The 25,755-nt window shown below is 43.2% G+C and carries 23 protein-coding genes and 1 riboswitch; of the genes, 14 read left to right on the top strand and 9 right to left on the bottom strand.

Annotated features, from left to right (window positions below; all coding sequences use genetic code 11):
• Window positions 1–91 precede the first annotated feature (91 nt).
• A complete protein-coding gene (locus FN961_RS20170; RefSeq protein WP_144041971.1) occupies window positions 92–964 on the bottom strand; it encodes a LytR/AlgR family response regulator transcription factor in 873 nt (290 codons plus the stop codon).
• A 166-nt stretch (window positions 965–1,130) separates the two neighbouring features.
• On the opposite strand from FN961_RS20170, the gene FN961_RS20165 reads away from it, so the two are divergent.
• Together FN961_RS20165 and FN961_RS20160 are read left to right on the top strand one after the other, a co-directional pair.
• Window positions 1,131–2,336, top strand: coding sequence for an acyltransferase family protein (locus FN961_RS20165; RefSeq protein ID WP_144041970.1), 1,206 nt, complete (start codon window positions 1,131–1,133; stop codon window positions 2,334–2,336).
• Between the two features lie 77 nt (window positions 2,337–2,413).
• Complete coding sequence (locus tag FN961_RS20160) at window positions 2,414–3,352, top strand: MBL fold metallo-hydrolase (protein WP_185972855.1); 939 nt, start codon at window positions 2,414–2,416, stop codon at window positions 3,350–3,352.
• Between the two features lie 108 nt (window positions 3,353–3,460).
• On the opposite strand, the gene FN961_RS20155 is transcribed toward FN961_RS20160, so the two are convergent.
• The 4 genes from FN961_RS20155 to add all read right to left on the bottom strand — a co-directional run bounded on the left by FN961_RS20155 (window position 3,461) and on the right by add (window position 9,182).
• On the bottom strand, window positions 3,461–4,618 hold the full coding sequence (locus tag FN961_RS20155) for a porin (protein ID WP_185972854.1): 1,158 nt from the start codon (window positions 4,616–4,618) through the stop codon (window positions 3,461–3,463).
• 82 nt (window positions 4,619–4,700) lie between these two features.
• Window positions 4,701–5,645: a glutaminase A gene (glsA, locus tag FN961_RS20150; RefSeq protein WP_144041968.1), complete on the bottom strand. Its 945-nt coding sequence runs from the start codon at window positions 5,643–5,645 to the stop codon at window positions 4,701–4,703.
• A gap of 15 nt (window positions 5,646–5,660) precedes the next feature.
• Entirely contained in the window at window positions 5,661–7,181 is a 1,521-nt protein-coding gene (gene gadC, locus FN961_RS20145) for a glutamine/gamma-aminobutyrate antiporter GadC (RefSeq protein WP_144041967.1), read from the bottom strand.
• Window positions 7,182–8,177: 996 nt separating this feature from the next.
• A complete protein-coding gene (gene add, locus FN961_RS20140) occupies window positions 8,178–9,182 on the bottom strand; it encodes an adenosine deaminase (protein ID WP_144041966.1) in 1,005 nt (334 codons plus the stop codon).
• 65 nt (window positions 9,183–9,247) lie between these two features.
• Window positions 9,248–9,347: riboswitch (purine riboswitch) on the bottom strand.
• 138 nt (window positions 9,348–9,485) lie between these two features.
• Between add and rihA the strand changes: the two genes are divergently transcribed.
• On the top strand, window positions 9,486–10,424 hold the full coding sequence (gene rihA, locus FN961_RS20135; RefSeq protein ID WP_144041965.1) for a pyrimidine-specific ribonucleoside hydrolase RihA: 939 nt from the start codon (window positions 9,486–9,488) through the stop codon (window positions 10,422–10,424).
• A gap of 83 nt (window positions 10,425–10,507) precedes the next feature.
• Here the strand turns inward: rihA and FN961_RS20130 are convergent, their stop codons facing one another.
• Window positions 10,508–11,413 (bottom strand): LysR family transcriptional regulator, encoded by a 906-nt coding sequence (locus FN961_RS20130; protein WP_144041964.1) that lies wholly within the window; start codon window positions 11,411–11,413, stop codon window positions 10,508–10,510.
• 78 nt (window positions 11,414–11,491) lie between these two features.
• Here FN961_RS20130 and FN961_RS20125 point away from each other — a divergent pair, with 78 nt between their 5' ends.
• Window positions 11,492–12,559: an MBL fold metallo-hydrolase gene (locus tag FN961_RS20125; protein WP_144041963.1), complete on the top strand. Its 1,068-nt coding sequence runs from the start codon at window positions 11,492–11,494 to the stop codon at window positions 12,557–12,559.
• A 636-nt stretch (window positions 12,560–13,195) separates the two neighbouring features.
• Window positions 13,196–14,398: a dicarboxylate/amino acid:cation symporter gene (locus tag FN961_RS20120; RefSeq protein ID WP_373293452.1), complete on the top strand. Its 1,203-nt coding sequence runs from the start codon at window positions 13,196–13,198 to the stop codon at window positions 14,396–14,398.
• A gap of 118 nt (window positions 14,399–14,516) precedes the next feature.
• On the opposite strand, the gene FN961_RS20115 is transcribed toward FN961_RS20120, so the two are convergent.
• Window positions 14,517–16,028 carry an aldehyde dehydrogenase gene (locus tag FN961_RS20115; protein ID WP_144041962.1) on the bottom strand — a complete coding sequence of 504 codons (1,512 nt, stop codon included), beginning with the start codon at window positions 16,026–16,028 and terminating at the stop codon, window positions 14,517–14,519.
• A gap of 263 nt (window positions 16,029–16,291) precedes the next feature.
• On the opposite strand from FN961_RS20115, the gene aptA reads away from it, so the two are divergent.
• The 5 genes from aptA (at window position 16,292) to FN961_RS20090 (ending at window position 21,018) form a co-directional block, all read left to right on the top strand.
• Window positions 16,292–17,629 carry an omega-aminotransferase AptA gene (gene aptA, locus FN961_RS20110; RefSeq protein ID WP_144041961.1) on the top strand — a complete coding sequence of 446 codons (1,338 nt, stop codon included), beginning with the start codon at window positions 16,292–16,294 and terminating at the stop codon, window positions 17,627–17,629.
• A gap of 79 nt (window positions 17,630–17,708) precedes the next feature.
• Window positions 17,709–19,199: a CoA-acylating methylmalonate-semialdehyde dehydrogenase gene (locus FN961_RS20105; protein ID WP_144041960.1), complete on the top strand. Its 1,491-nt coding sequence runs from the start codon at window positions 17,709–17,711 to the stop codon at window positions 19,197–19,199.
• A gap of 80 nt (window positions 19,200–19,279) precedes the next feature.
• The gene (locus FN961_RS20100) at window positions 19,280–19,642 is read left to right on the top strand and encodes a cupin domain-containing protein (RefSeq protein WP_144041959.1); all 363 of its coding nucleotides are present in this window, start codon (window positions 19,280–19,282) and stop codon (window positions 19,640–19,642) included.
• Window positions 19,643–19,801: 159 nt separating this feature from the next.
• Window positions 19,802–20,524: a TorF family putative porin gene (locus tag FN961_RS20095; protein ID WP_144041958.1), complete on the top strand. Its 723-nt coding sequence runs from the start codon at window positions 19,802–19,804 to the stop codon at window positions 20,522–20,524.
• A gap of 149 nt (window positions 20,525–20,673) precedes the next feature.
• Entirely contained in the window at window positions 20,674–21,018 is a 345-nt protein-coding gene (locus FN961_RS20090) for a DUF3634 family protein (protein WP_144041957.1), read from the top strand.
• 55 nt (window positions 21,019–21,073) lie between these two features.
• On the opposite strand, the gene FN961_RS20085 is transcribed toward FN961_RS20090, so the two are convergent.
• Window positions 21,074–21,280: a hypothetical protein gene (locus FN961_RS20085; protein WP_144041956.1), complete on the bottom strand. Its 207-nt coding sequence runs from the start codon at window positions 21,278–21,280 to the stop codon at window positions 21,074–21,076.
• A gap of 3 nt (window positions 21,281–21,283) precedes the next feature.
• Window positions 21,284–22,243 (bottom strand): polyprenyl-phosphate transporter, encoded by a 960-nt coding sequence (locus tag FN961_RS20080; protein ID WP_144041955.1) that lies wholly within the window; start codon window positions 22,241–22,243, stop codon window positions 21,284–21,286.
• A gap of 240 nt (window positions 22,244–22,483) precedes the next feature.
• Between FN961_RS20080 and FN961_RS20075 the strand changes: the two genes are divergently transcribed.
• The 4 genes from FN961_RS20075 to bamJ all read left to right on the top strand — a co-directional run bounded on the left by FN961_RS20075 (window position 22,484) and on the right by bamJ (window position 25,629).
• Window positions 22,484–22,960 (top strand): hotdog fold domain-containing protein, encoded by a 477-nt coding sequence (locus FN961_RS20075; RefSeq protein ID WP_144041954.1) that lies wholly within the window; start codon window positions 22,484–22,486, stop codon window positions 22,958–22,960.
• 66 nt (window positions 22,961–23,026) lie between these two features.
• Window positions 23,027–24,199: a DUF418 domain-containing protein gene (locus tag FN961_RS20070; RefSeq protein ID WP_144041953.1), complete on the top strand. Its 1,173-nt coding sequence runs from the start codon at window positions 23,027–23,029 to the stop codon at window positions 24,197–24,199.
• Between the two features lie 244 nt (window positions 24,200–24,443).
• The gene (locus FN961_RS20060; protein ID WP_144041952.1) at window positions 24,444–25,058 is read left to right on the top strand and encodes a DUF1294 domain-containing protein; all 615 of its coding nucleotides are present in this window, start codon (window positions 24,444–24,446) and stop codon (window positions 25,056–25,058) included.
• 100 nt (window positions 25,059–25,158) lie between these two features.
• Window positions 25,159–25,629, top strand: coding sequence for a BamJ family beta-barrel-assembly machinery protein (gene bamJ / locus FN961_RS20055; protein WP_144041951.1), 471 nt, complete (start codon window positions 25,159–25,161; stop codon window positions 25,627–25,629).
• The last annotated feature ends 126 nt before the right edge of the window (window positions 25,630–25,755 follow it).

The raw sequence follows: 25,755 nt of genomic DNA, 5'->3' as shown, positions 1-25,755 counted from the left end.
CTGAGTAATCGAAATCCCGTCAGCAATGTCGAACCCGATCACCGAGTAACCGGAACTTAGGTTTTAAATTTCACGTTAAAGCGTCTATTACTCATGTCACTGAATGTGTTTTCATTCGATGAAACTCCTCTTTATAACGGCGAGAAACACGCAGTTTATCTCCTGAATGCATCGTCACTTCAGCATCACCGCTTGGCATGGATTCAATGTAATTAACGTAATTTAAATTAACCGCAAAGGAGCGGTGAATTCGACATAAAAAATCTGTGGCATCCCGCTCAATAAAATCCGCTAATGTACTTCGAGTTGGGTAAACTTGGCCTTCAATATGTAAATTGACATAGTTTCCTGCCGATTGAACCCACTCTATTTGTTTGGTTTTAATCAAAAACTCTTTACCTAGCTTTTTGACCAGCAGATGTTTTGTCAGTGACTTGGTTTCATTTTGGTGGTTATCAATACAGCGGACATCCCCCAAATATTGCCCTAGGATTTGCCGATAAGCGGCGATAACGATGACAAAAAAACAGAAGCTCCAGACATCTTTTCTTAACTCATAAGTCAGTTCATATCTGAGCTCAGAAGCAGATGTTGCAAAGTCATAATTAAGGGATGAAAACAGGTAGCTGACCTCTCTTATACAGACCATTAACCCAATATGACAAAAAGAGAACACTAACGCTGCAGCCAAATAGGTCAATAATGAAGACCTAGACTGTTGCCATTGCCAAGGTTGCTTTGACATAAACATCGCGATCAATGGGAATAATATTAAGGTTGAAATCGCACTTGAGAACTCCCACACAAACGGTTCCCACACAGCAAAATCTGTCATGTCAGTTCGATTGGCTTCCATGACCACGGAAGTGGCATTTATGCTGGCGTTGATAAAGAAATACAGCAACAAGGCAATCGTTTCATAACGCATTTTATTATTTTGAAAATGAAGCGGAGTAAATAGCATCTTCCAACCTTTCCTTTTATCCCTATATCCCACCACTTATCACTAATTTCTTTCATTTCAGCGAAGTAGCGACAAGGCCAACCCTGTTTATCGATACAGTTTGCAGAATACTATTACGGTAAACAAGTCACCTTCTATGGATTTGGCTAAAGAATAAGAGAGAAACATGATGCAATCTAATCGACTTCACCAACTAGACTGGCTCAGAGTGATTGCTGTTGGGGTGCTGATGTTGTTCCATATCGGCATGGTTTACGTGCCTGATTGGGGCTTTCATTTCAAACATGAAGCATCATCGGATCAATTAAAAAATCTGCTGCTGATCATATCGCCTTGGAGGATGGGGTTACTCTGGTTTATCTCAGGTGTGGCCCTTAGGTTTATGTGGAATAAACGCCGAGATTGGCAATTAATATTAACCCGAAGTATTCAATTGCTGTTTCCACTCCTCATTGGAATATTGCTGGTGATCCCACCTCAGCTCTATATTGAGATGACTCAAGCTGGGAAAATGCCTTTGGATTTTGGCCCATTTCTGTTTGCACTCTATGTCGACCCACAGCACTATTTCGACGATTACCAGAGTGGAATTTGGCCACATTTCGATGTTAATCACTTATGGTTTTTACGCTCCCTATGGCAGTTCAGTGTGATGATATTACTTGCATCCCCACTCTTAACCAGCAAATGGGGCTTGAAAGTGACTCACTTTCTGAGTAAACACCTAAAGATTCAATTCGGGATATCAATACTGTCAGTGGCGTTAATTGAAACACTGTTAGCAGGCGAGCAAATTAGAGAAGTTTATGGCCTCTATTTTCTGTTATTTGGATTTCTGTTCGGAAGTCACCCCCCGTTTTGGCAGCAGCTCAAAGCCTCTTGGGCGTCAATATCACTCTTTGCCCTCACCGCGCTTGTTTTACTTCAAGGTGCATTTGAATTTATTTGGCAATCAGACCCCCTACAAAATAATACCACTGCTGTCGCGATTGGCTTACTTATCTATACGCTGGCGAAAACTCTGCCTGTCTTTGCCGTGGTCTCTATTGCCAGTCGTTTTCTGAGTGAAAAATCTGCCATCATCAATCAGCTCAACCCTTGGGTATTTCCAATATATATTTTTCATCAAACCATTATCATTGTGGTGGCGTACTGCTTAACCCGCTATCAACTGCCGATGATTCTAGAAGGCATTATGGTAACCATACTGACTTTTATCCTCAGCGGTGTAGCCATCGTACTGCTGAAGCAATTCACTTTGCTCCAAGCCATGTTCGGTGTTCGCTTAGCCACTACATTTTATGACTCGCCAGTATGGCGTTCTCTCATCGTAATATGCTGCATTCCAATTACCTTCAAACTCATTAGTTAGAAGCTAGCCTTGATGCTAGATAGCGCGACTGCTAGGTTAGGGTCAACGTTGCTTTTTTATCTTTGTGGGAGTGGTTGATGGGGTTATTACGTATTATCTTTGTGGTGGTGAATTGTGCTTTAACCGTCATGAGTTTTTCACTCCACGCAGAAAATAAAAGCCCGTACCTCTATATTTTGGGGGTGGCTCAAGATGCTGGTTATCCTCAAACAGGCTGTTATGCAGAGCACTGCATGCCGGGATGGAATGATGTGAAACTTAGGCGTGGGGCTGTTTCACTTGGATTAATCGACCCCAAGTCCAATAAGAAATATATGTTTGAAGCGACGCCAAACTTCCCTGAACAGCTGTTTAAACTGGATCAAGAAGCCCCAAATAAGCGATTCGAATTCGCCGGATTATTTATCACCCACGCACACATTGGCCATTATGCTGGTTTAATGTTTTTGGGACATGAAGCGATGGGCGCAAAAGATATCCCTGTATACGCGATGCCTAAAATGAGCCAGTTTTTAAAAACCAATGGCCCTTGGAGCCAGTTGGTCAGCCATCACAATATTGCGCTGCGTCCACTTGAGGATAATCAACCCCAAGTGTTCGATGACATTAAGATCACGCCCTTCTTAGTCCCTCATCGCGATGAATACTCCGAAACCGTCGGCTACCGCATTGAAGGGCCCAATAAGTCTGCGCTCTTTATTCCTGACATCGATAAATGGTCAAAGTGGAAGGTGAGCATCGTCGATCTCATCAGTACCGTTGATTACGTACTTATTGATGCCACATTCTTTGCTGATGGTGAGCTCAAAGGCCGTGATATGTCTAAAGTGCCCCACCCTTTGGTGTCTGAAAGCATGGCGATATTTAACGATTTGCCATTAAAGCAGAAACAGAAAATCTGGTTTATTCATTTCAATCACACCAACCCATTATTGAACCCCGACAGTAAAGAGAGTCAGCAGGTTAAATCAAAAGGCTTTAACGTCGCTAAGGAGGGTGTGCGCTTGGCACTTTAATCTGGTTTATTCTCGATCGGAAGGCATAAAAAAGACCAAGTTAATGGTCTTTTTTATGTTAGAAATTCAACATCAAAGGATATTGAACTTGAGTGCAGCAAGTATTGATTATAAGTAGTAACGAATACCCACAGCGACCGCGCTGTCGCCGTCAGACTTAACACCGTTAGTGACATAGTCACTCATGTCGATTTTACCTTCGATATAAGTAGTGAGCGTTGAATCCCAGATATAGGCGATCCCAGGTACCAAAGACTGCTCATGATACTCAGTCACATTCTGACCAACCCCACCGTCACCGGTGAAGGAGTAATTATCTGCAGACAGTGAGTTATAAACAATATAAGAGCGAATGTTGTCAGCATAGTAAGACACCATCGCCTCGATACCATCAGCTTCGGGAATTAATCGTCCGTTATTATCAGTCTCATGATACTTATTTTTGTTGTAGTTGGCAGACAGGTATAAACCATCGCCTGACAGCGTACCCCAAGAAACACTGGCACCATAGATTTCATCTGACGTGTCAATTTTTTCATTGGTGGTACTATCAAAGCCTTTAAACTCACCATGATTGCCACCCACTGAAAAACTGAGTTTGTCATTGACATCGTAAGTGGCTGAGCCACCATAAGTATTACCGTAAGTCAGACTGCTTACACCATTAGGATCGACGTTATCAAAGCCCGTAAGATCAATGGTGTTATCCTGTAACTGCGCCTGCAAAGTAAAGCTTAAATTTCCGATGGTGTTACGGTACTGAACCGCTTTGTCAGCTCGTCCCACACCGTCTATGCCACCAGAACCATCCAAGCTATATTCACCACCTGCAGCTCCCCCCCAAACAAAGGCATTATCTGTGCCGCCAACTACGTCATACCAAGCACTCCACTGCTTACCAAATGTGAGGCTACCGTATTCGTTATAGGAAACGCCGATAAAGGCCAAGCGGCTTTTTAACAGGTCACTATTTTGCGATGAAAACAGACTCTCACGGTTATAGACCAAACTTGAATCAAAGGGGTTAATCCCCCACTCCATGGTGCTAAATGCTTTCAAGCCATTATCGAGTCGATGGCTAAACTGGAAGTTGATACGTGAAGCGTTATTCACAACCTCCGTTGTACCGTTAGTGTTCAACACACTAAAGTCACCATACCCGCCCAACGTCAGTTGGTTTTTTGCGTCCTTGTAAATTTCGGTAGCAGATAGCGAAGGTGATGCCATGAGGATAGCGATAGATGTAGCAATAAGTGTCTTATTCATTGTCTCTTCCCTTTCATCTTTAGTTCTACAAACTTCGAGTAAGCGCCTAATGGGTTTTAAGCGCTGACTTGTTCCTCTATGGCTAGTGTTTCTGACTGGTAAAAAGATTCCAGCCCATTGTTCTTGCAACATGTTTAATCATCTGTTGCCCGCGCACACTATTGCCATAAGGGTCTAGGCGCGGCGAAAATGCAGCAATCCCACCCACATTAGGAATAACCGTAAGCAACCCGCCACCTACGCCACTTTTCCCCGGTAAACCGACATCATAAGCCCAGTCTCCAGACGTGTCGTAAAGGCCTTCCATCACCATTTCAGCGAGAATATGTGGGATGTTTTCGGTTTTGATTAATTGCTTACCTGACAGTGGATTCACCCCACCGTTAGCCAAGGTTGCGCCTACCGTTGCCAATTCAACACTGTTAATCAGTGTTGAACATTGACGGGTGTACACATCACACGCCTCCATCGGTTCTGAATACATTCTCCCCGATGATTGAAGCAAGTAAGCAATCGCACGATTATGCTCATTAGTCGTTTGTTCTGATTGATTGACCTCATCAGACAACTCGATTTTGCTATTGGTCAGTTCAGATTGAAAATCTAGGATCTTATTCCATCTCTGCTCTTTATCTGTGGCTTCAATCATACTCACCGTGGCCATTGCACCAGCGTTAACAAGCGGGGTTAACGGCATGCCTTGGTGTAGCTCTAACGCCATCACAGAATTAAACGGTAAGCCTGTTGGCTCAGCCCCTACTTTTGTATGAATAGCATCAGCACCTGATTCCTCCAATGCTAAAGCCAAAGTTAATACTTTTGAAATAGACTCAAGCGCATATTTATAATCAGCATCTTGAATTTTAATCACTTCTCCAGTCACTGAGACAAACGCTAATCCAATTAACTCTGATGGAACAGATGATAAAAATGGAATATATGAAGCGTTCTCTCCACCTTTATTATCTTTGCACTGCTCAACGGCTTGTTTCATTACTGCCGCAATGTTTGAATTTAAAGAAGACATGGTACTTTCCTTAAGCTACTTATTTAATTCATGAGTGACTTTATCTGAAGTGTTTATAATTCCAGGATGTATCCCTTCGATTTCCCAAGTAAATGGCGCAAAATCGGTTACAGATTCATCTTTCCAATGTGGTTTACGGATCTGGTAAATAACAAGTGGCATTGAAACGAAAAACACGGTCAACAAAATAAGAAACCCGACAAATTCTTCAGGGCTACCAACTGAGATTTGAGCAGGTGGGATATATGAAAATAGGAACGCAATTAATGACCCAATAAAGCCTAAACCAGCAATGAGCCACATACCCAAATCACCACCAGGAATCTTATAGGGACGAGGTCGGTTTGGCTGACTGTATCGAAGATAAATAGCAGCAGCAAACATCATCAAATACATAATCAAATACAGAACAACCGTTAACTGACTCAGTATTTGGTAAGCAGCTTGAACCGATGGCAATACCACAAATATGGTCGAGATTAAGGTCACTAATATGGCTTGTGCCAACATAATGTGGGTTGCCATGCCATTCTTATTGGTATGTTGCCAAAATCGCGGTAAATACCCGCCTTTAGCCACAACTAACAGTGCAGAAGATGGACCCGCTACCCAACCAACCACTCCAGCAAGCACACCAAGCGCAAGACAAGCTGCAACAACAGGTGAAGCCCAACCGATACCAGCCCAAGCAAACAACTTGTCATAAGCGATTAAGAGGCTTTGGGTTAAACTGATGTCTTGTTGAGGGATGATAAAGGCAATAGCCAAGGTACCTAAAACGAATACGGATACAGTACCAATTGCCGCAATGGCAATCGCGATAGGGTAGTTACGCGCAGCATTATCAACTTCTGACACATGAATGGCGTTCATCTCCATACCTGCGTAGAACAGAAATATACTTGCCGCGAGTACAATATTATTAAAGTTAGAAAAATCAGGGATTAGATTGCCCCAAGTCATCTCAATTTGTGAAGGTTGACCAGAGAACAACATATAAGAAAAACCAAGCACGATTAACACGATACCAGGTATGATTGTACCGATTAAACCACCCCATTTAGCCAGTTTGGCAAATGCTGACGTACCACGAAGGGCGACAAAAGTGGCAAACCAATAAATTCCTAATACTATCGATAATATGAAGAATTTATTTTCTGACAACGCTTGATCCCACGTCGTATCAGGACCAATGAATGCGAGCGATACCGAGCCAAAAGTTAATGCGGTAGGAAACCAAACAGTGACTTCAATCCACAACATAAATACCGCGACAAGGGCAAACCTAGGACCAAAAGCTTCACCTACCCAACGAAATATACCCCCTTTCTCAGACCAGCCCGTTGCTAACTCTGCTGCAACGAGAGAAACAGGAACAAGAAATACAACGGCTGCAAATATATAATAAAACACCGAACTTAAACCATATTCAGCTTCTGCAGGGAGACCGCGTAAACTAACAACTGCAACGACATTTAACATTGCCAGTGCGAATACACCTATTCTCCCATTACTTATCTTTTTTTCATTCGTCATAATACCCAACTCCGTTTAATTAACACTGTTTATCAACCAGTTGAAGTCTCTTATTTCCATATAAATTAAGTCATTATATAGAAGCGTAAAACCAACTTACAAAATACCATTATGAAAGGTTTTATATTTAAGAAGAAAATGCACAAGGTAGTTTGCAGCTATTTAATTAACACATATCTAATGACTATACAATTAATTGAAAACACGTCTTTCCTAATGCAGCCAACTTGTTAAATACAGACAGTTAAATTAAAAGAAGACCACTGTTACACATTGCTAACAGAATATATTAAAAGGCTTACACCACCTGAACTCAAGAAGTGATACATTTGTTAAAGTTAATTAACTGTAAATACAATGAAATAGAAGATACAGTTTGATACAAATAATATAAAAAGTAATCTGAGTTGATTTGGTATTACAAAAAGTATCGCTAAATAAAGTAGCATTACAATATGTAATATTACCAATCACTTAAATGCTTATAATTAAAACAAATTGCATGAGTTCAGATTTACGCTTTGGCATTACAGTCATAAAGCTGATCCAACCCTATTCCTGATCAATATTCGATCGCAAAACGCTCTAATTGTTCTTTTTTTGTTGCGTTTTTGATCTGGGTAAATATTCTCATTTCATGTGTAAATTCATTAACCGAAAGTAATATTTTCTTTCTCCTAAACATTAATCCCCATTGAACTAAAGATCTACTCACCCAGCCAGAGTTCACTCTTCAGTGAGGATTCGATAAAAAAAGAAGCACTGCCTTACTTGGGCTTATTGTTAAGTACTTTAATCATTTCAATTACTTTTCATAGGAAATGATAACTTAAAATAATCGCATTGAATTTTTAATAACCCAAATGACCTAAGCCTTAAGCGCTATAAAAGAAAAGAGTGATGAGTTTCAGCAAAAAGCGGGAAAGAGGAGCCAATCACATCAAGGTATATTTTAATGTGATTGGTTGATATGACATTTATTGAAAGTAGAGAGGATTATAAATACCAGTCTGCAAACTTAAGCAGGGCTTGTTTGACAGCATCGGAGGCAAAAGACTGCTCAACACTCACTTTATAGATAGCGAAATAATCTTCACGTGTCAGATTAAACTCCTCCATCACCTTACGTACTTCATCTGTCATCGTGGTATTAGATACCGTGCGATTGTCAGTATTAATGGTGATAGAGACACCATTTTTATAGAAGTCTTTAATCGGATGGTTACTTAGCGCGTCAACAGCCTTAGTTTGAATGTTGCTGCTCGGGCAAGTCTCAAGTGCGACCGACTTCTCTTTCACTAAGTCGTAAGCTTCTTGATGTCCCTTAATGTGGATACCATGACCAACACGCTCTGCACCAAGCAGAGACACAGCATCAAATACGTTTTGACCTACACCTTGTTCACCCGCATGGATGGTAATGCGGTAGCCTTTTTCGATGGCGTATTTTGCGTAAGGGATAAATTCGTGGCAGAAACCAGGGAGCTCAGCGCCCGCCAAATCAAATGCGACAACGCCATGATCCAGATAAGCGGCACCCGCATCGATAACCTGATTAATATTGCCTTTATCCATGGTTCTAAGAATAGAGAGGATATAATTGCCTTTAATATCGTACATGGCTTCTGCACGTTTCATCCCTTTCACCGCGCTGCCAATGATCTGGTCGAAGCTTAACCCCTGCAATTGATGCAGTTGAGGACCAAAGCGCACCTCGAAGTATTTCACATTCTCTTTAGCTGCATCTTCAAACAGTTCAAAAGAGATACGCTCAATTCCTGCTTCAGTCTGCATCACAGAAAGTGGCAGCTCGAAACGCATCAAGTACTCTTCAAGATTTTGGCAAGTTTCAGGGGCAATCATTAATTCGCTTATCTCATTAATGTCCTGACTTGGGATGGTGACATCTTGCTGATTCGCAAGTTCGATAATCGTTTGCGGACGCACACTGCCATCTAAGTGACAATGTAGATCGATCTTGGGTAAGGCTTGATAATTCATGAGTCTCTACCTTTATTGGATAGTACCAGCATAAAAAGGCCACAAAGGACTAATCATACTAAGGGTATGTAAAGTACAGACTTCATAATCAAGAATTTAAGGCTCTTGGTAGAAACTCCCAAACCATATCATTGGGATTATACGAAGCAGATATTAGCGAAGACTAACATTTTGTCCCACTTTCTGCAATCCATATACAAGCATGTAACACACTGCTCAGACTCACATTAATATAAAAAGTCATGCTAGTTCCTATAAATTTTAATGCTAGTCTGCATCTCTACCCATAAAAGAGGACTGACAATGACACGCCCTATTATTCTTGATTGTGACCCTGGCCATGACGACGCGATAGCCCTTATTTTAGCCTTAAGTGGCGACGCATTTACCCCCCTTGCCGTGACCACCAGCGCAGGAAATCAAACCCCAGAGAAGACGCTCAATAATGCCCTAAGGATACTCACGCTTTTAGGCCGCAGCGATATCCCCGTTGCTGGCGGTGCTCTAACACCTTTGGCGCGTGACCTCATTATTGCCGACAATGTCCATGGCGAAACTGGGCTTGATGGTCCGATACTGCCGGATCCGAGCTTCCCGCCACTTGATATGACTGCGGTTGAATTGATGGCGCTAAAACTAAGAGAAAGTGAAGTTCCTGTAACGCTAGTACCTACTGGCCCTCTAACCAACATAGCACTGTTACTGGCAGGGCACCCTGAGTTACACCACAAGATTGAGCGCATCGTCTTAATGGGCGGTGCGGCAGGAGTGGGCAACTGGACACCAGCGGCTGAGTTTAATATTTTTGTTGACCCTGAAGCTGCTGATATTGTATTCAGAGCGGGGATTCCTATCACCATGTGCGGCCTAGATGTCACTCATCAGGCTCAGGTCATGGATGAGGACATTGCCCGTATCCGTGCTATAGATAACCCGATAGCGCAATGTGTCGCCGATCTACTCGATTTCTTCATTATCTATCACAGAGATCCTAAATGGGGGTTCACCGGTGCACCGCTGCATGACCCTTGCACCATTGCTTGGTTACTTAAGCCTGAACTGTTCACAGCTCATGAGTGCTGGGTAGGAATAGAAACCAAAGGGGAACACACTCAGGGGATGACCGTTGTTGACCGTTATGGCCTCACTGGTAACAAAACCAACGCCAGTGTACTGTTTGATATCAATAGAGCGGGATTCATTGACCTCTTAGTCGAGCGCCTTGAAAGCTATTCTCATTAATACCAATCAGTATAAGATACTGCTGATCGCCACTTACTTCATCTTAATCACTCAGAGCCAAGATTGACTGGCTCTGAGCTAAATTACAACTCTTCAGCCAGTTGCTTCATGACCCCTCGAAGCCACTTATGTCTAGGTGAATGAGTGTAAGCTTGGTGCCAAAATTGATAGATATTAATATCACTCAATGCAATAGGTGTGGCCTGCTTAGTCATGTTATTCAGCAGTGAAATCCCAGTTTTTGAGGGAAGTGTGGTGATCAAGTTTGTCCCTTTCATCATTGATGAAAGAGCTGAGAAGTTGGGCACCTCAAGCTTAATGTCCCGCTCCAGCTTAAGGCCTGTTAGCACTTCATCTATTTCGGAGCGGCCTGAATGAGCAAACACAATCCTGGCATGAGGCAATGCGACATATCGCTCAAGGGTGACATGGCCTTTGATTATCTCACCATCATAAAAAAGCGAGTCGCTGTCAGAAAACAACCACTGCTGCTTAAGATCATCCACATTAGCGTCAATACTGGGTGAAAGAACCAGATCTATCTCCCCTTGCCTAAGCTGCTCCAATACCGTTTCCTTTGCCCCAGCAGTCAACACTTTAAGGCCAGCATTGGGAGCTAAGCTCCTTAACTTGACTAATAGCTTAGGCAGCAAAATATCTCGCTCATAGTCATTGGCGGCGACAATAAAAGGCCGCGTCTCATTTTCAGCTTGATACTCCTCAGCCTCAACAAACTGTTCAAACTTAGCCAATAACTCTCTGGCAAGCGGAGCCAGCCTATTCGCTTCTTGAGTCGGTGTGATCCCCCGCCCTGCACGAACAAACAGTGGCTCACCTATGATTCGCCTTAATCTTTCCAGCCCATTACTGACAGTCGACTGGTTGAGATCAAGTTTATCGGCAGCCCCAGAAACCGAGCCTAAATCAAATACGGTTAAGAATAACCGCAGTAAGCGACCATCTAAGGCCAAATAATCAGTTTCACCCATATATATTATCGAACCTATCAGATTGATGGATAGATTGTATTTTTATCATACTGAGGAAAACTTAATCAAGGTAAAAACATGAAATCCCACTTTAATACACTGCTGTTCGTTGGCTCGCTAATGACAACGACCAGTTTATTCGCCCATGATGCTCATGAGATCAATTTCAAACCCGCAACAGGTTACCCCTCTACAGTTGGAGCCAGTTATCAAGCCCCAAGCAGTTTGGTTAATATCGACATTGATAAAAAAATCGATAATTTATTTGATCGTAACATGGCAGGAGAAACCATCGTTCAGCGAGTGACAGACAAGGTTTACTGGGTTCAAAGCCATTTTTATAACGCGCTGTTCTATGTGGGTGATAAAGGCGTCATGGTGTTAGATCCCCTCGCCTTTGGTGCAGGTCAGGCTTTATTAGCTTCGATAAAGCAGGTCACTGATAAGCCCGTGACCACCTTGGTCTACTCACACAACCACGCAGATCATATTGGTGATGCACAAGTCTTCGTCGATGAAGCGAAACGCCGTGACGTTGAACTCACCATTGTTGCCAGTGACGCCACCGCTGATAAGATGAACTTCTTAGACAGTCAGCTTCCTCGCCCCACAAAGACGGTGAGCTTTGATGGCGGACTGTACCAATTTGAAAATACCCAGCTTAAATTCATTGGCTTTAAGCATGCTGCCCACACCGATGACTCAGCAGCCCTTTTACTCGTCGATGAAGGGGTAATACATACGCCAGATCTCATCAATCCAGATCAACTGCCTTGGTTAGGCTTTGGCGGCTCAGAAAACTTTACCTACTACCGACAAAACTTAGCCCTGATATCGGCACAAAAATGGCAGCACTTATCCGGCGGACATGGCAACGTAGGTAGCCGAGCCGATCTCGACTTTATGCAGTCTTACTTAGGTGATTTAACGATGGCGGCAAACAAGGCAATGAATGAAGTGGATTGGGCGCAATACTCTACTGTCGCAAACAATAACCATTCGGTATTTGGAGCTCAATGGTTTGAAGCTGCAAGTAAGAATATCACTGATAGTTTAAGACCTAAATATGGCCACTATTATGGTTTCGAAGCCTCAGTGCCTAAGCAAGCTGAACTTGTACTCGATACCTTGCTCTCGTACCAGTAATACCAATCAGTATAAAGATTTGATCGCTCAGCGAGAATTTAGCGGTCCTGAGGCAAGGCAACGAGTGAAGAGCATAGTGAAACTAGGGTTAAGCTCCCTTTTGTTCCTTAAGAGTCACCGCATCAGAACCGCTAAAACTCGCCTGTTAAGGAGTGTTTTTGGCTGCCTATTTCTGCGTTGAATGAACTCACAAGGGAACAACCATTCTATCATCCATTCGCCTTGAATTAGTTTGCCAAAAAACACTCTGAGTAGATCAACTTCTTATACTGATTGGTATAATTATTTTCTGTACTAAAAAAGACAGACCATAGGTTGATAATTAGGCCTTTGGTCTAATAATAAGCAGTTTAAGCCGAACACATGACAAATAAGTCGTTTGATTATTCAGCACAATTAAAGATAAGTTGATCTCAGTGAATATACAGGCCATTTAATTGATAATAATACAGTTATAGACACTTATATTGAACATTTAACAATACAATTCCAGTTTTAATAAACAAACCTCAAATTAGTAATTAACTATGTGCTGTTTCACAGAGTGAAGAGGTGGGTTATGCTAATTTACCGTCAATATCAAATTGCTAGCAATGCAGTATCGAGGTAAGTGTGGGAATTCAAGCTAAAAAGTTAATGGGCAATATCGGCCTACAAGTGATTATAGCCATGATCATTGGCGGTGTGGTCGGTCTATTAATGGGAGAAGGTGCTGCGATATTTGCTCCCTTAGGTACCCTATTTATCCATCTAATTAAGATGCTAGTGATCCCCTTAGTGGCCGTATCCATTATTGCCGGTGCTGCAAGTTTGGGTAACAGTCCATCAGCGGGAAAAATCGGCATCGGCACATTTGGCTTCTTTATCGCCACCTCAGCACTAGCCGTTACGTTAGCGCTGGTCATGGGTAATATTTTCAAACCTGGTGCAGGAGTCGATTTTAGTAGCCACGGTGCAGCGTTTCCACAAGTGACAGCTGAACAAGGCGCACTGCCGGGTGCCATGGATACCTTAATCGGCATGATCCCGACCAATGTGTTCGAATCATTGACCTCTGGTAATATCCTGCAAATTTTAGTCTTCTGTATCTTCTTAGGTATTGCACTGACCAAGGTCAAAGGTGACGGCGCGAAGCCAATCATTCAAGGACTAAACACCATTGTAGAGGCCTTCATTTGGATGATAAACAAGGTGATGATCATTGCCCCAATTGGTGTATTTGGTTTGATGGCTGAGTCTGTTGGTACATTCGGTTTCCAAGCGCTCGAAGTCGTTATCAAACTCTTCATCGTATTTGTCGCCTCAATTCTAATCTACGCCTTTATCTTCTTCCCGCTAGTCGTGAAGTTTTTATCAAACGTGCCTGTGCTCAAGTTTATCTCGGCAATGAAAAAACCTCAGGCCATGGCCATGTCTACAGCGTCATCGATGGCCACATTGCCTATCACGATGGAAACCTGTGAGCAGGAGTTGAATGTTTCTAAAGCCACCTCGGCCTTCGTGCTGCCACTAGGTGCAACCATTAACATGACGGGTAATGCTATCTATTACGGTCTAGTCGCCATGTTTTTTGCCCAAATGTTCCAAGTTGACCTAACGATGACCGCTTATGCCGCTATCATCTTCACCTCAACCTTAGGTGCCATTGGTCAAGCAGGTGTTCCAGGTCCCTCTTTCTTAGTAGTTGCCGTATTACTGGCTGCGGGTATTCCGATTGATGGCTTACCACTGTTATTCGCTCTGGACAGAATCTTCGACATGATCAGAACCTCATTGAACATCACGGGCGACGCCGTCTGCGCCGTGGTAATGGACAAGTTCAATCCAGAACATAAGTAATAGACAAGACCGCTATATACAGAAAAAGCCCCGACGCTAATGCGATGGGGCTTTTTACATATGGATACACCTAATAGCTGACATTACAGTAGATCCTAGGTCCTTAGAAACTTTACCTCTAATCCAATGCTATCCAAGTTGCTTTAATTTCAGTGTATTTATCGAAGGCATGCAGTGACTTATCACGGCCATTACCTGACTGCTTATAACCACCGAAGGGCGCTGTCATATCACCGCCATCATAATGATTAATCCATACCATCCCGCTCCGCAATGCTTTCGCTGTCTTGTGAGCTTTACTGATATTTGAGGTCCATACACCTGCCGCTAAACCGTAAATGCTGTCGTTACCAATGCTGATCGCTTCATCCATTCCATCGAACGTGATCACCGAGAGCACTGGGCCAAAGATCTCCTCTTTGGCGATAGTCATCTTATTCTCAACATTTGAGAAAATAGTCGGCTCAACATACATACCGCCACTTTCCGTCAGAACTTGATTACCACCATGCACCAGCTCAGCACCTTCGGCGATACCAACTCGAATATATTTCAGCACATTATCTAACTGCTGCTTGTCGACAACTGCGCCACATGTAGTGGCAGGATCCAGCGGATGACCGGGCTTCCAAGCCTGCATCTCTTTGGCGATAAGTCCCAGCAGTTCATCTTTAACACCAGCCTCAACTAACAGACGAGAACCTGCAGTACAGACCTCTCCTTGGTTGAAAGCGATAGCCGCCGCAGCAGCTTCAGCCGCTTTTTGAAGATCGGGCGCATCATTAAACACGATGTTAGGGCTCTTACCGCCTGCTTCTAACCACACACGCTTCATGTTCGACTCGCCAGCATAGATCATCAACTGCTTGGCTATCTTAGTTGAACCGGTAAATACCAAGGTATCAACATCCATATGCAGCGCCAACGCCTTACCTACAGTGTGACCAAATCCGGGTAACACATTCAACACCCCTTTAGGAATGCCTGCTTCGATGGCGATTTGTGCCATACGGATCGCCGTTAACGGCGATTTTTCAGATGGCTTTAAGATGACACTATTACCCGTCGCTAAGGCAGGACCCAATTTCCAGCAGGCCATTAAGATCGGAAAGTTCCAAGGCACAATAGCAGCCACCACGCCAACAGGTTCACGGGTGATCATGCCAATCTCATTATGTGCCGTTGGTGCAATTTCATCGTATATTTTATCGATTGCTTCACCGGACCAACGAATAGAGCGGGCAGCCCCCACCACATCAACAGCGCCAGAATAACGAATAGGCTTACCCATATCTAAGGTTTCAAGTAGTGCTAATTCGTCTTTATTCGCTTCAAGCAGATCGGCAAAGCGTATCATTATCCCTTTACGCTTAACCGGTGAAAGCTCAGACCAGACACCTGAGTCGAATGCAGCACGTGCACTCTTTACTGCAATATTCGCATCTTCAAGATCGCAACTGGCCACTTGGCAAAGTACGCGGCCATCAATTGGGCTTACACAATCAAATCTCTCACCAGATAAAGAAGCTTGATACTCCCCTTCAATAAATGCATCAGCCTTTATTTCACCTTGGGTGATTAACGTGTCGGCTAAGTTTTGCCATTGTTCGCGATTTGTCGGTGTACTCATGATGACCTCTTAACGGGTGATTAACTCGGTTTCAGCCTAGGGCATTTAACTCATGATGAATGCAATAGGCGCGAGTGGATAAGCCTCAAGATTACGCTGTATGCAGACTCATTTTCAACACAAGTTTCAATATATTTTACAAAAACGTTCAATTTAGTACATTTTTTTCTACAAAAAGCTTTCATGTTCATTATATCTAACATAGAGTAGCAAATATCAATCGCTCATTATAACAACGTTTAAACTAGATCAGGGTAGATGATATGACAGACATTCCAACATATAAGCATAACGACACGCAGACTCTTGAAAACTATTGGATGCCTTTTACTGCCAATAGACAATTCAAAGCGAACCCAAGAATGCTCGCAGAAGCTGAAGGTATGTATTACAAAGACACATCTGGTCGTGCCATCCTCGATGGAACTGCTGGGCTTTGGTGTTGTAATGCGGGACATGGACGTAAAGAGATTTCCGAAGCTGTTAGCCGTCAAATAAATAAGATGGATTATGCTCCCTCATTTCAAATGGGCCACCCTCTCGCTTTCGAACTTGCCGAACGCTTAGCCAACATTAGCCCACAAGGGTTAAATAAGGTCTTCTTTACTAACTCTGGCTCAGAGTCTGTCGACAGCGCGCTGAAGATCGCCATTAATTACCACAGAGCAAATGGTGAGGCGACCCGCACTCGCTTTATCGGCCGCGAACTGGGTTACCACGGAGTCGGTTTCGGCGGGATCTCTGTCGGCGGAATAGGTGGCAATCGTAAAACCTTCAGTCAACAACTCTTGCCCGGTGTCGATCACCTCCCCCACACGTTAGACATGCAAAATAATGCCTTTACTCGCGGCATGCCTAAAACGGGTGCAGAAAAAGCGGATGTGCTTGAGCAGCTTGTGGCTCTGCACGGCGCAGAGAATATTGCTGCGGTGATTGTTGAGCCTATGTCAGGTTCAGCAGGCGTGATATTGCCGCCAGAAGGTTACCTTAAACGTCTACGAGCGATCACCAAGAAACATGGCATCTTATTAATTTTTGATGAAGTGATCACCGGATTTGGTCGTGTTGGCGACGCTTTTGCCAGTCAACGCTGGGACGTAACACCGGATATGATCACAACGGCAAAAGCATTAAACAACGGCGCAATCCCGATGGGAGCAGTGTTGATTGATGATGATATTTACGATGCCTGTATGCAAGGCCCTGAAGGTATAGAGCTGTTTCACGGTTACACCTATTCCGGCCACCCCGTTGCAGCTGCAGCCGCTATCGCCAGTTTGAATATCTATGAGAACGAGAAGCTCTTTGAGCGAAGCAAGGAGCTCGAAGGTTACTTCGAAGATGCGATTCATAGCCTTAAAGGTCTGCCCAATATTATCGACATACGCAATATTGGTTTAGTCGGCGGTATCCAGTTCTCCCCTAGTGAGAAAGGTGTCGGCAAGCGAGGCTTTGGTATCTTTGAAACCTGTTTTGACAAGGGAACCTTAGTGCGGGCCACCGCCGATATTATCGCTATCTCTCCGCCGCTTATCGTCAGCAAACAAGAGATAGATCAAATCGTAAATACCTTAAGCGATGCCATAAGAGCCGTCGGTTAACGATTAATAAACCCAGTGTACCAAGCTCACTCCCGGCCTTAGTTAGGGGTGAGAAAACTATGATTATAGGATTTAGATTATGCAACAGATCAACCACTACATTAATGGCGCTCATAGCGAAATCAGTGAACGTTCAGGACCCGTTTTTGAGCCTGCAACCGGAGAACAAAAAGCCAGTGTGTCCTTGGCTAGTGCAGCAGAAGTGGCTGGTGTGATCGAACTCGCGAAAAAAGCCCATACCAGCTGGTCGCAGGTTTCACCTCTTAACCGCTCACGCGTGTTGTTTAAGTTTAAAGCCTTAGTTGAACACAATATCGATGAACTCGCTGAGCTCATCACCCGCGAGCACGGTAAAGTACTTGACGATGCTAAGGGCGAAATAATCCGTGGACTCGAAGTGGTCGAATTTGCCTGTGGCATTCCCCACCTATTAAAAGGCGAACACACAGAACAGGTCGGCGGTGGCGTCGATGCTTGGTGTGTCAATCAATCGTTAGGGGTTGTGGCGGGGATCTCTCCGTTTAACTTTCCTGTGATGGTGCCCATGTGGATGTTCCCTATCGCTATCGCAGCCGGTAACACCTTTATCATGAAACCATCAGAAAAAGACCCAAGCTCAGTGATGCGCTTAGCCGAACTACTCACCGAAGCAGGCCTGCCAGATGGCGTATTTAATGTGATCAACGGGGATAAAGAAGCCGTCGACACCTTATTAAGTCACAAAGATATTCAGGCGGTTAGCTTTGTAGGTTCAACGCCCATTGCTGAATACATCTATGAAACCGCATCAAAACATGGCAAGCGAGTACAAGCCTTAGGCGGGGCGAAAAACCACATGCTATTGATGCCAGATGCTGACATAGATCAAGCCGTTGGCGCGTTAATGGGCGCGGCATTTGGCTCTGCTGGTGAGCGCTGCATGGCCATATCAGTTGTACTGGCGGTGGGTGATTCAGGCGATGCCTTAGTCGAGAAACTTTTGCCACAAATTGCAGCACTGCGCGTCGGTAACGGGGTCACACCCGAGATGGATATGGGCCCACTCATCTCAGCTCAACACCTTGCCAAAGTAAACAGTTATGTCGACACCGGTGTGGCTGAAGGAGCCAGTTTATTGGCCGATGGTCGCCAGCTCAGTGTGGCCGATCACGAACAGGGTTACTTCCTCGGAGGATGCTTGTTCGACAATGTCACCCCCGAGATGACCATCTATAAAGAGGAGATCTTCGGCCCAGTGCTCGCCATCGTGCGAGTCAAGGATTATGCCGAGGCTTTAGCCTTAATTAATGAGCATGAGTTTGGTAACGGCACGGCAATCTTTACCCAAAGCGGTGAAGCTGCGAGACATTTTTGTCACCACGTTCAAGTCGGCATGGTCGGGGTTAATGTGCCTATTCCTGTTCCGATGGCATTTCACAGCTTTGGTGGCTGGAAACGCTCGCTCTTTGGCCCGCTGCATATGCACGGACCCGACGGTGTTCGTTTTTACACAAAACGTAAAGCAATCACAGCTCGCTGGCCTAAATCCAATGACGCGAAAGCTGAATTTGTCATGCCGACGATGAAGTAATCACCCCTTTTCAATGCGCAGCTTGCCTGCGCATTGTTGTGTTATTCAATCAAGAAACCGTGAAGTAGAGGCATAAGAGTTTGAATATTGAAAATATTGTTAATTTCTCGACCAATGACGCTGATGTTGAACATTATCATCTAGAGAGTGAAAAACGCATATCGGGTAACCCGGCCCAGACGGTAGAAAATCACTTCTCCAGTCCGTGTAATCAATTCCACAGTGGTAGCTGGCAAAGTGAAAAAGGTTGCTGGAAAGTCAGCTATACCGAAAGTGAGTACTGCGAAATCTTAGCAGGCAGTAGCATCATTACCGACGATTCAGGCAGAACCATGACGGTAAGCAAGGGAAGCCGTTTCGTTATCCCTGCAGGGTTTACTGGTACGTGGGAAGTGGTTGAAGAGTGTAAAAAAATCTACGTCATGTTTGAAACTAACAACTAAGCATATTAAAAGAATCAAATAACGAATTTAACGAATTTAACGAATTGAAACTTAAGTTTCATGATACACCATGAGGTCTCAGCATTGTCGCTGTAGTTTGGTAAGCATTGGCCCCTGTGACAGCGGGTCATAACAATAAAGTAAAATGGAGAAATGACCGTGTATAAAAAATTTAATAAAAAACGGATTGCCCAGATTACCGGCCTAGCTTTAGCTACAGCGCTAATCTCACCGATTGCCTCTGCCGAAGTATCTGGCGAGGTAAGTGTTACCAATGACTATCGCTTTCGTGGTGTATCACAAACCGCGGGTGATGTTGCATTACAAGCAGGCATAGATTGGAGCCATGATAATGGCTTCTTCGCTGGAGCTTGGGCAAGTAATGTCGATTTTGATGAGCCGGATTATAATGGTCCTAATATTGAGCTTGATCTGTATCTGGGTTATTACGGCGAGCTCAATGATGATTTAAGTTATGACATTACCCTTTATCGCTACAACTATCCTGGCGACAGTGACTTAGATTATTTAGAAGTGTCAGCAGGAATCGATGTAAAAGGCTTCCGTTTCGCCTACTGGTACACCAATGATTACGGCGGCAGCGATCTGGATCTACATTACACTGAAGCGAACTACTCTTATGAGTTCTATGAAAACTGGAGCCTAGACTTACATTATGGCTATAACTTCGGTGATGGTATTGATGACGGTGAGGGTTTCGATAGCTATTCAGACTACTCAATTGGTGTCTCTACCGAAGTATCCGGTATTGGTTTATCACTTGCTTGGCTAGACACCGACATAAGTGACGCTAATCAGGTTAAAGATGACTTATATAACACCGAAGGAACCGTGCTTGGTTCGATAAGCTACGCTTTCTAAGTTCATCCAAGAACTAAAAAACCGCCATAAGGCGGTTTTTTTATTTAATCAGACTATTACTATGATTCGTATAAACGTGATCGAATCTACTATGAAAATACCGATGCTAAGAGTATCTTTAGTTCATAGCCTATTTAAAGGACACCTGTATGAATTCAGATGTACTCAAAGTAATTTTTGTTCTTATTGGATTATTTCTCGTTTATAAACTTATATTTAGTGGAAAAAAGGGACTCACTATTTTTGAAATGCATTTCAAAAATGGCCGTTTAGATTCCCATAAAGGCAAAATTCCAGAGAAGTTTCAAAAAGAGTGCCGCACCATCGCTAAAGCAGAAAAACTGACTTGTTCAGTAAAATGTGAAAAATCAGGATCGGTTCGACTGCATGTTTCTGCGAATGTCAGTGATGATATTACCCAGAGAATTCGCAACGTATTCCCCTTCGAGTATTATGATAAGAAGCTAGTGGATAACAGCCGTCAGGCGGGTTGAAATAATACCTAGATAAAAATTAAAGGTGGCCTGAGCCACCTTTAATGAAATTTATTTAGTTGTTTTTCCTAATGTCTTTCTTCCACTCATCTTCTCTTCCCTCTTTAATGAGTCGCTCATTATTTTCAATCATAGGGTCTCGCATATCTTCTTGGGCTTGCTGTTGAACTCTTTCATCAGTGGTCTCGTTGTCATACACGGATGTTGCACAAGCAGAAATACCTAAAAGTCCGGTAAGAAGTAGTACTTTATTCAAATTCATTAGTTAACCTTTACTCTTTTCATCTTCAAGTGGCTTGTCTGTTTCCATACCACTGCGTGCTGCAAATTTCTCCAATCCCCAGACGAGCAATATACCACAGATTAATGCCGTCACAGCCCAAGCAATGTGAGCGGGTTGGCTGGTAATGTGTTCAAACTGCATCGGAGATAGATTCTGTTCAAGATGAGGCACTTGTTCACCAGATGAGTTAACTCGCCAGCTGACGACCTCTTTCCATGGCCATATTTTACCTAATGTACCCAGCATCAAGCCGGTTAAAAAGATCAATGTGGCATCGTGGAATTTACGAAGTAAAGCTGATAATAGATGGCTGAAAGTTAGCAAACCAAACACACAGCCAGATGCAAAAATTGCCAGAATAGTAATATCGAAGTTTTTAGCCGCCGCTAATACGGGAGGATAAAGCCCTAACAGTAACAGAATAAAACTGCCTGAAATGCCCGGTAATAACATGGCACAAATCGCGATGCTGCCGCCTAAGAAAATGTTCAGATAAGTCATCTCAAGAGAGATCGGACTTAACATGGTGATACCCCAAGCAAACGCAGCACCGACTGCAAACAAAACAAGTCGCACAAACGAAAAGCCTTTCACTTGCTTAAGCATATGAATGACAGAGATAAGAATAAGCCCAAAAAAGAAGGACCAAACGGGAATGGGATGAGTGGCCAATAGATAGGTGATGAGCTTTGAAAAAGAGAAAATACTGGTTAATATCCCGCCGAACACACAAACAAGAAAGGGGCCATTAATATACTCAAATGCCTTCTTTATTCCCTGTTCTCTCACCACGGATATTAGCTTAGGGTTAATCCTTCGAATGCTTTCTAATAGGGTATCTAAAATACCTGTTATAAACGCGATGGTTCCACCAGAGACACCAGGTACTACATCGGCGGCGCCCATCGCCATGCCCTTTAAATAGGTAAACAGGTAATTCAATTTATATCCTTAATATGAAAAATAATTAAAATAACAAAAAACTGATTATACGGTTCATCGGTAGACAAGTGAAAATGAACTTTGCTTCATTTTTTAAAATAATTTACACAAAACCATAATATCGCCACTTTGGAATACAAAATTGAGATAGGGGGCGATACAAACAGATATTGTTAATCGCTTGTTATTCAGATAACCTAACTCATCCGACCAGAATAACAATAATCAGGCTATATCGCGATGACAACACAAAAACCGACTAAGGTAATGGCTTTGTATAACAAGGTCACCCGTTTACCTTTTGGCAATAAAATCTTTTCAGTCATGGTGGCACGTATGGCGCCCTATTTCGGTACCATCAAACCACTAATTACTGAGCTTAGGCCCCATCGCTGTGAATGTTTAATTAAAAAACGTCATGCCGTGCATAACCACATTAAAACCGTGCATGTCATCGCCATCTGTAATGGGCTAGAGATGGCGATGGGTGTCATGGCAGAAGCCTCTATTCCCCATCATCTGCGCTGGATCCCCAAAGGAATGAATTTAGATTATACCGCTAAGGCAGGCAGTGACATTCGCTGTGTCGCTCAGGTTAATCCTGAACAATGGGTGCCAGGCGATCTCATGGTTCCTGTTACCGCATATGACTCAAATGGGATCGTTGTAGTGAAAGGTGAGATAAAGCTATGGATTTCAGAAAAGCCTCAAAGGTAACAGTTAACAGCTAACAACAAATGGTGATATTCTTTTCTGCTAATAAAGGGACTGGAAAGAATAGAAATGGAACATCTCACACCAGATAAAGTAGATATTGCACCACATCGAAATGCGAATATAGATGCCATACGTGGGTTAGCACTTTTGGGGATATTCTTTTTAAATATCTTCTATATGGGTAACAACTACGATGGCTATGCGAAACATGAGATATCTCCCATGGGAGATATTCTCGTTGAAATGTTCAGTAACTTTTTCCTTGAAGCCCGATTTATCAGCCTGTTTTCGATGTTATTCGGTGTGGGGCTGGCGATTCAGTTTGATCGGTTTTCAAAAGAGAATAAAAACCCGTTAGTGTTGATCAAATCCAGATTAAGCTGGCTGATATTTTTTGGTGTGATACACGGCATTTTTATCTGGTCAGGTGACATACTTTTTGCCTATGGTCTGAGCGGATTTTTAAGCCTCTGTTACATTAGACTCGATAACACCATGCTCATAAAAAAGTCCGTTCTATTTATGATTATCGGATTTGTTATTTTTACCGCACTGAGCCTTTTTTCACCCGAGCCAGCAATAATACGAGGATCAGAGGCTTTCGAGGAACAATACCTCATTTGGAGTGGCCCCTACTCGGAACAACTATTTATGCAACTCATGATATTTGCCACCATGGCTTTCATGACTCCGCTTACATTGATGTGGCTTATCTCAGGTCTCATGTTACTTGGCGTGTATCTATACCGAAAAGGGATATTTATCCATGGCTTTAGTAATAAGCAGTTAATCTTATTTGCTGTGGCAACCCTGTTTTTATCCAGTTTAGATAACCTATTCATATTCTCATCGAGTGTGTATTTAGCCTCGTTTTCTGAAGTCTTAGTCATCGCAAGCGCCATCCCTATGGCACTTATCTACATTCATATTGTGGTGAAGATTTGCCAGAATCGTGCAGCAATATTGAAACCACTGCAGAACGTCGGAAAGCTGGCTTTTAGTCTCTATATTTTTCAATCCATTTGTGGCGTCATTTTATTCAGGCATATCGATCCGTCGTTAATGCAAACGCTAGATAGACCTGGATACATGATGATAGCCCTGAGTTTTTCCCTCTTTCAAGTAATCCTAGCCAGTGTGTACCTTACGTATTTTAATCAAGGACCATTGGAGAAACTGTGGCGTAAACTCGCAAGCCCGAAAGCCTCAGCCCCCATCGCTCAAGTCAATAATGAGTAGCAGCTTGTAGCGAAAGGAAGATTGAACAATGAATTGCAAAAATCATTAAACCTACAGATATTCCGGCACTGGCTAGTGCCGGATACGATAAGCTAATGGGGTTCAAAATGCCCTATTAGCTTAGTGATCACTTTCAGAGTAATGAGTAGCTCCTCTTCAGAAATCCCCTCGATAGCATGATGCCCCCAAGGAATTAACGAATCTGATAAACTAGAGAAATCTAAAGTAAAAAGTTAAATTAGCGATGAAATTTAAAGGAAAACTTGTCCAGTGGGATGACGACAAAGGCTTTGGTTTTATCAAACCGATTGGCCAGCAAACTAAGGTCTTTGTCCATATAAAATCGTTTACTCATTCCCAGAGACGACCACAAATTAACGAGACTCTCACTTTCACACTAGCAAAAGATAAACAGGGACGTGAATCTGCCAACCAAGTCAGTATATTCGGTGACAAGACCCCAAAAACCAGTTCAAAAAGCTCAAGCAATGGCAAATTAAGGGGATTTCTAATTCTCTGTTTACTTATCATTCTAGCGGTAGCAGTCAACCAGCAGCGATTGCCTATACTCTTTCCCTTAATATATCTGTTGATGAGCGTCATTACCCTTATCGCCTACGCCATGGACAAGTCGGCAGCGCGACAAGGTAAATGGCGTACTAAAGAAAGTACCCTGCAAATCATGTCATTGTGTGGAGGATGGCCAGGAGCCCTAATTGCACAAAACTGGTTACGACACAAATCACAAAAAGTCAGCTTTAGGATCACACTCTGGTGCACTATTGCCTTTAACATTGCAGCTTTAATTTGGGTTCTATCGCCTTCCGGACAAACATTCTTGTCACAGATTAATCTATAAGTAACGTCCAGTAATTGAGGTCATGGTTATTCCAATCCTATACCCTCTCTTGCTGATTCGTTATGATAGGGCTCACTCTCAACTAAGATGAACATCAAAAATGAAAATGATTTTGGCCGTAGTGGTTATCGCAGGTGTAATTTTTTACTTTTTTACCAGTATGAATAATCAAAAAGCCTCGCAGGAAAACATTGAAATCGGCGCAAAGTTTTTAGCTGAAAACGTAGACAAGGAAGGGGTGATTGAAACTCTATCTGGATTGCAATATAAGGTCTTAACCAAAGGCGATGGCACCGTACATCCTAAAGCTAGCGATACAGTGACAGTGCATTACCACGGCACTCTCATCGACGGCACGGTTTTTGACAGTTCAGTTGATCGTGGTGAGCCAATTGCCTTCCCACTAAATCGCGTCATTAAAGGTTGGACTGAAGGGGTTCAGCTAATGACTGCTGGTGATAAAGTCCGCTTCTATATTCCAAGCACGTTAGCTTACGGTAATCGCAGTACAGGTAAAATAGTGGGTGGCTCAGTACTAATTTTTGATGTCGAATTAATCAGCATCGATTAATCGTTAAAGCCTCTCTACAGAAATACATTAACGCGCCTTCATGGCGCGTTTTTTGTAAACCAAGGCGTATAACACTATCTGATTAAATCCCACAGCTAGTGACTACAAAGTGAAAATTGCAGTCTT

Origin of the sequence: Shewanella hanedai (assembly GCF_007197645.1) — a bacterium.
GTDB classification, from domain to species: domain Bacteria; phylum Pseudomonadota; class Gammaproteobacteria; order Enterobacterales; family Shewanellaceae; genus Shewanella; species Shewanella hanedai.
This window is presented reverse-complemented; position numbering and strand designations above follow the sequence as displayed.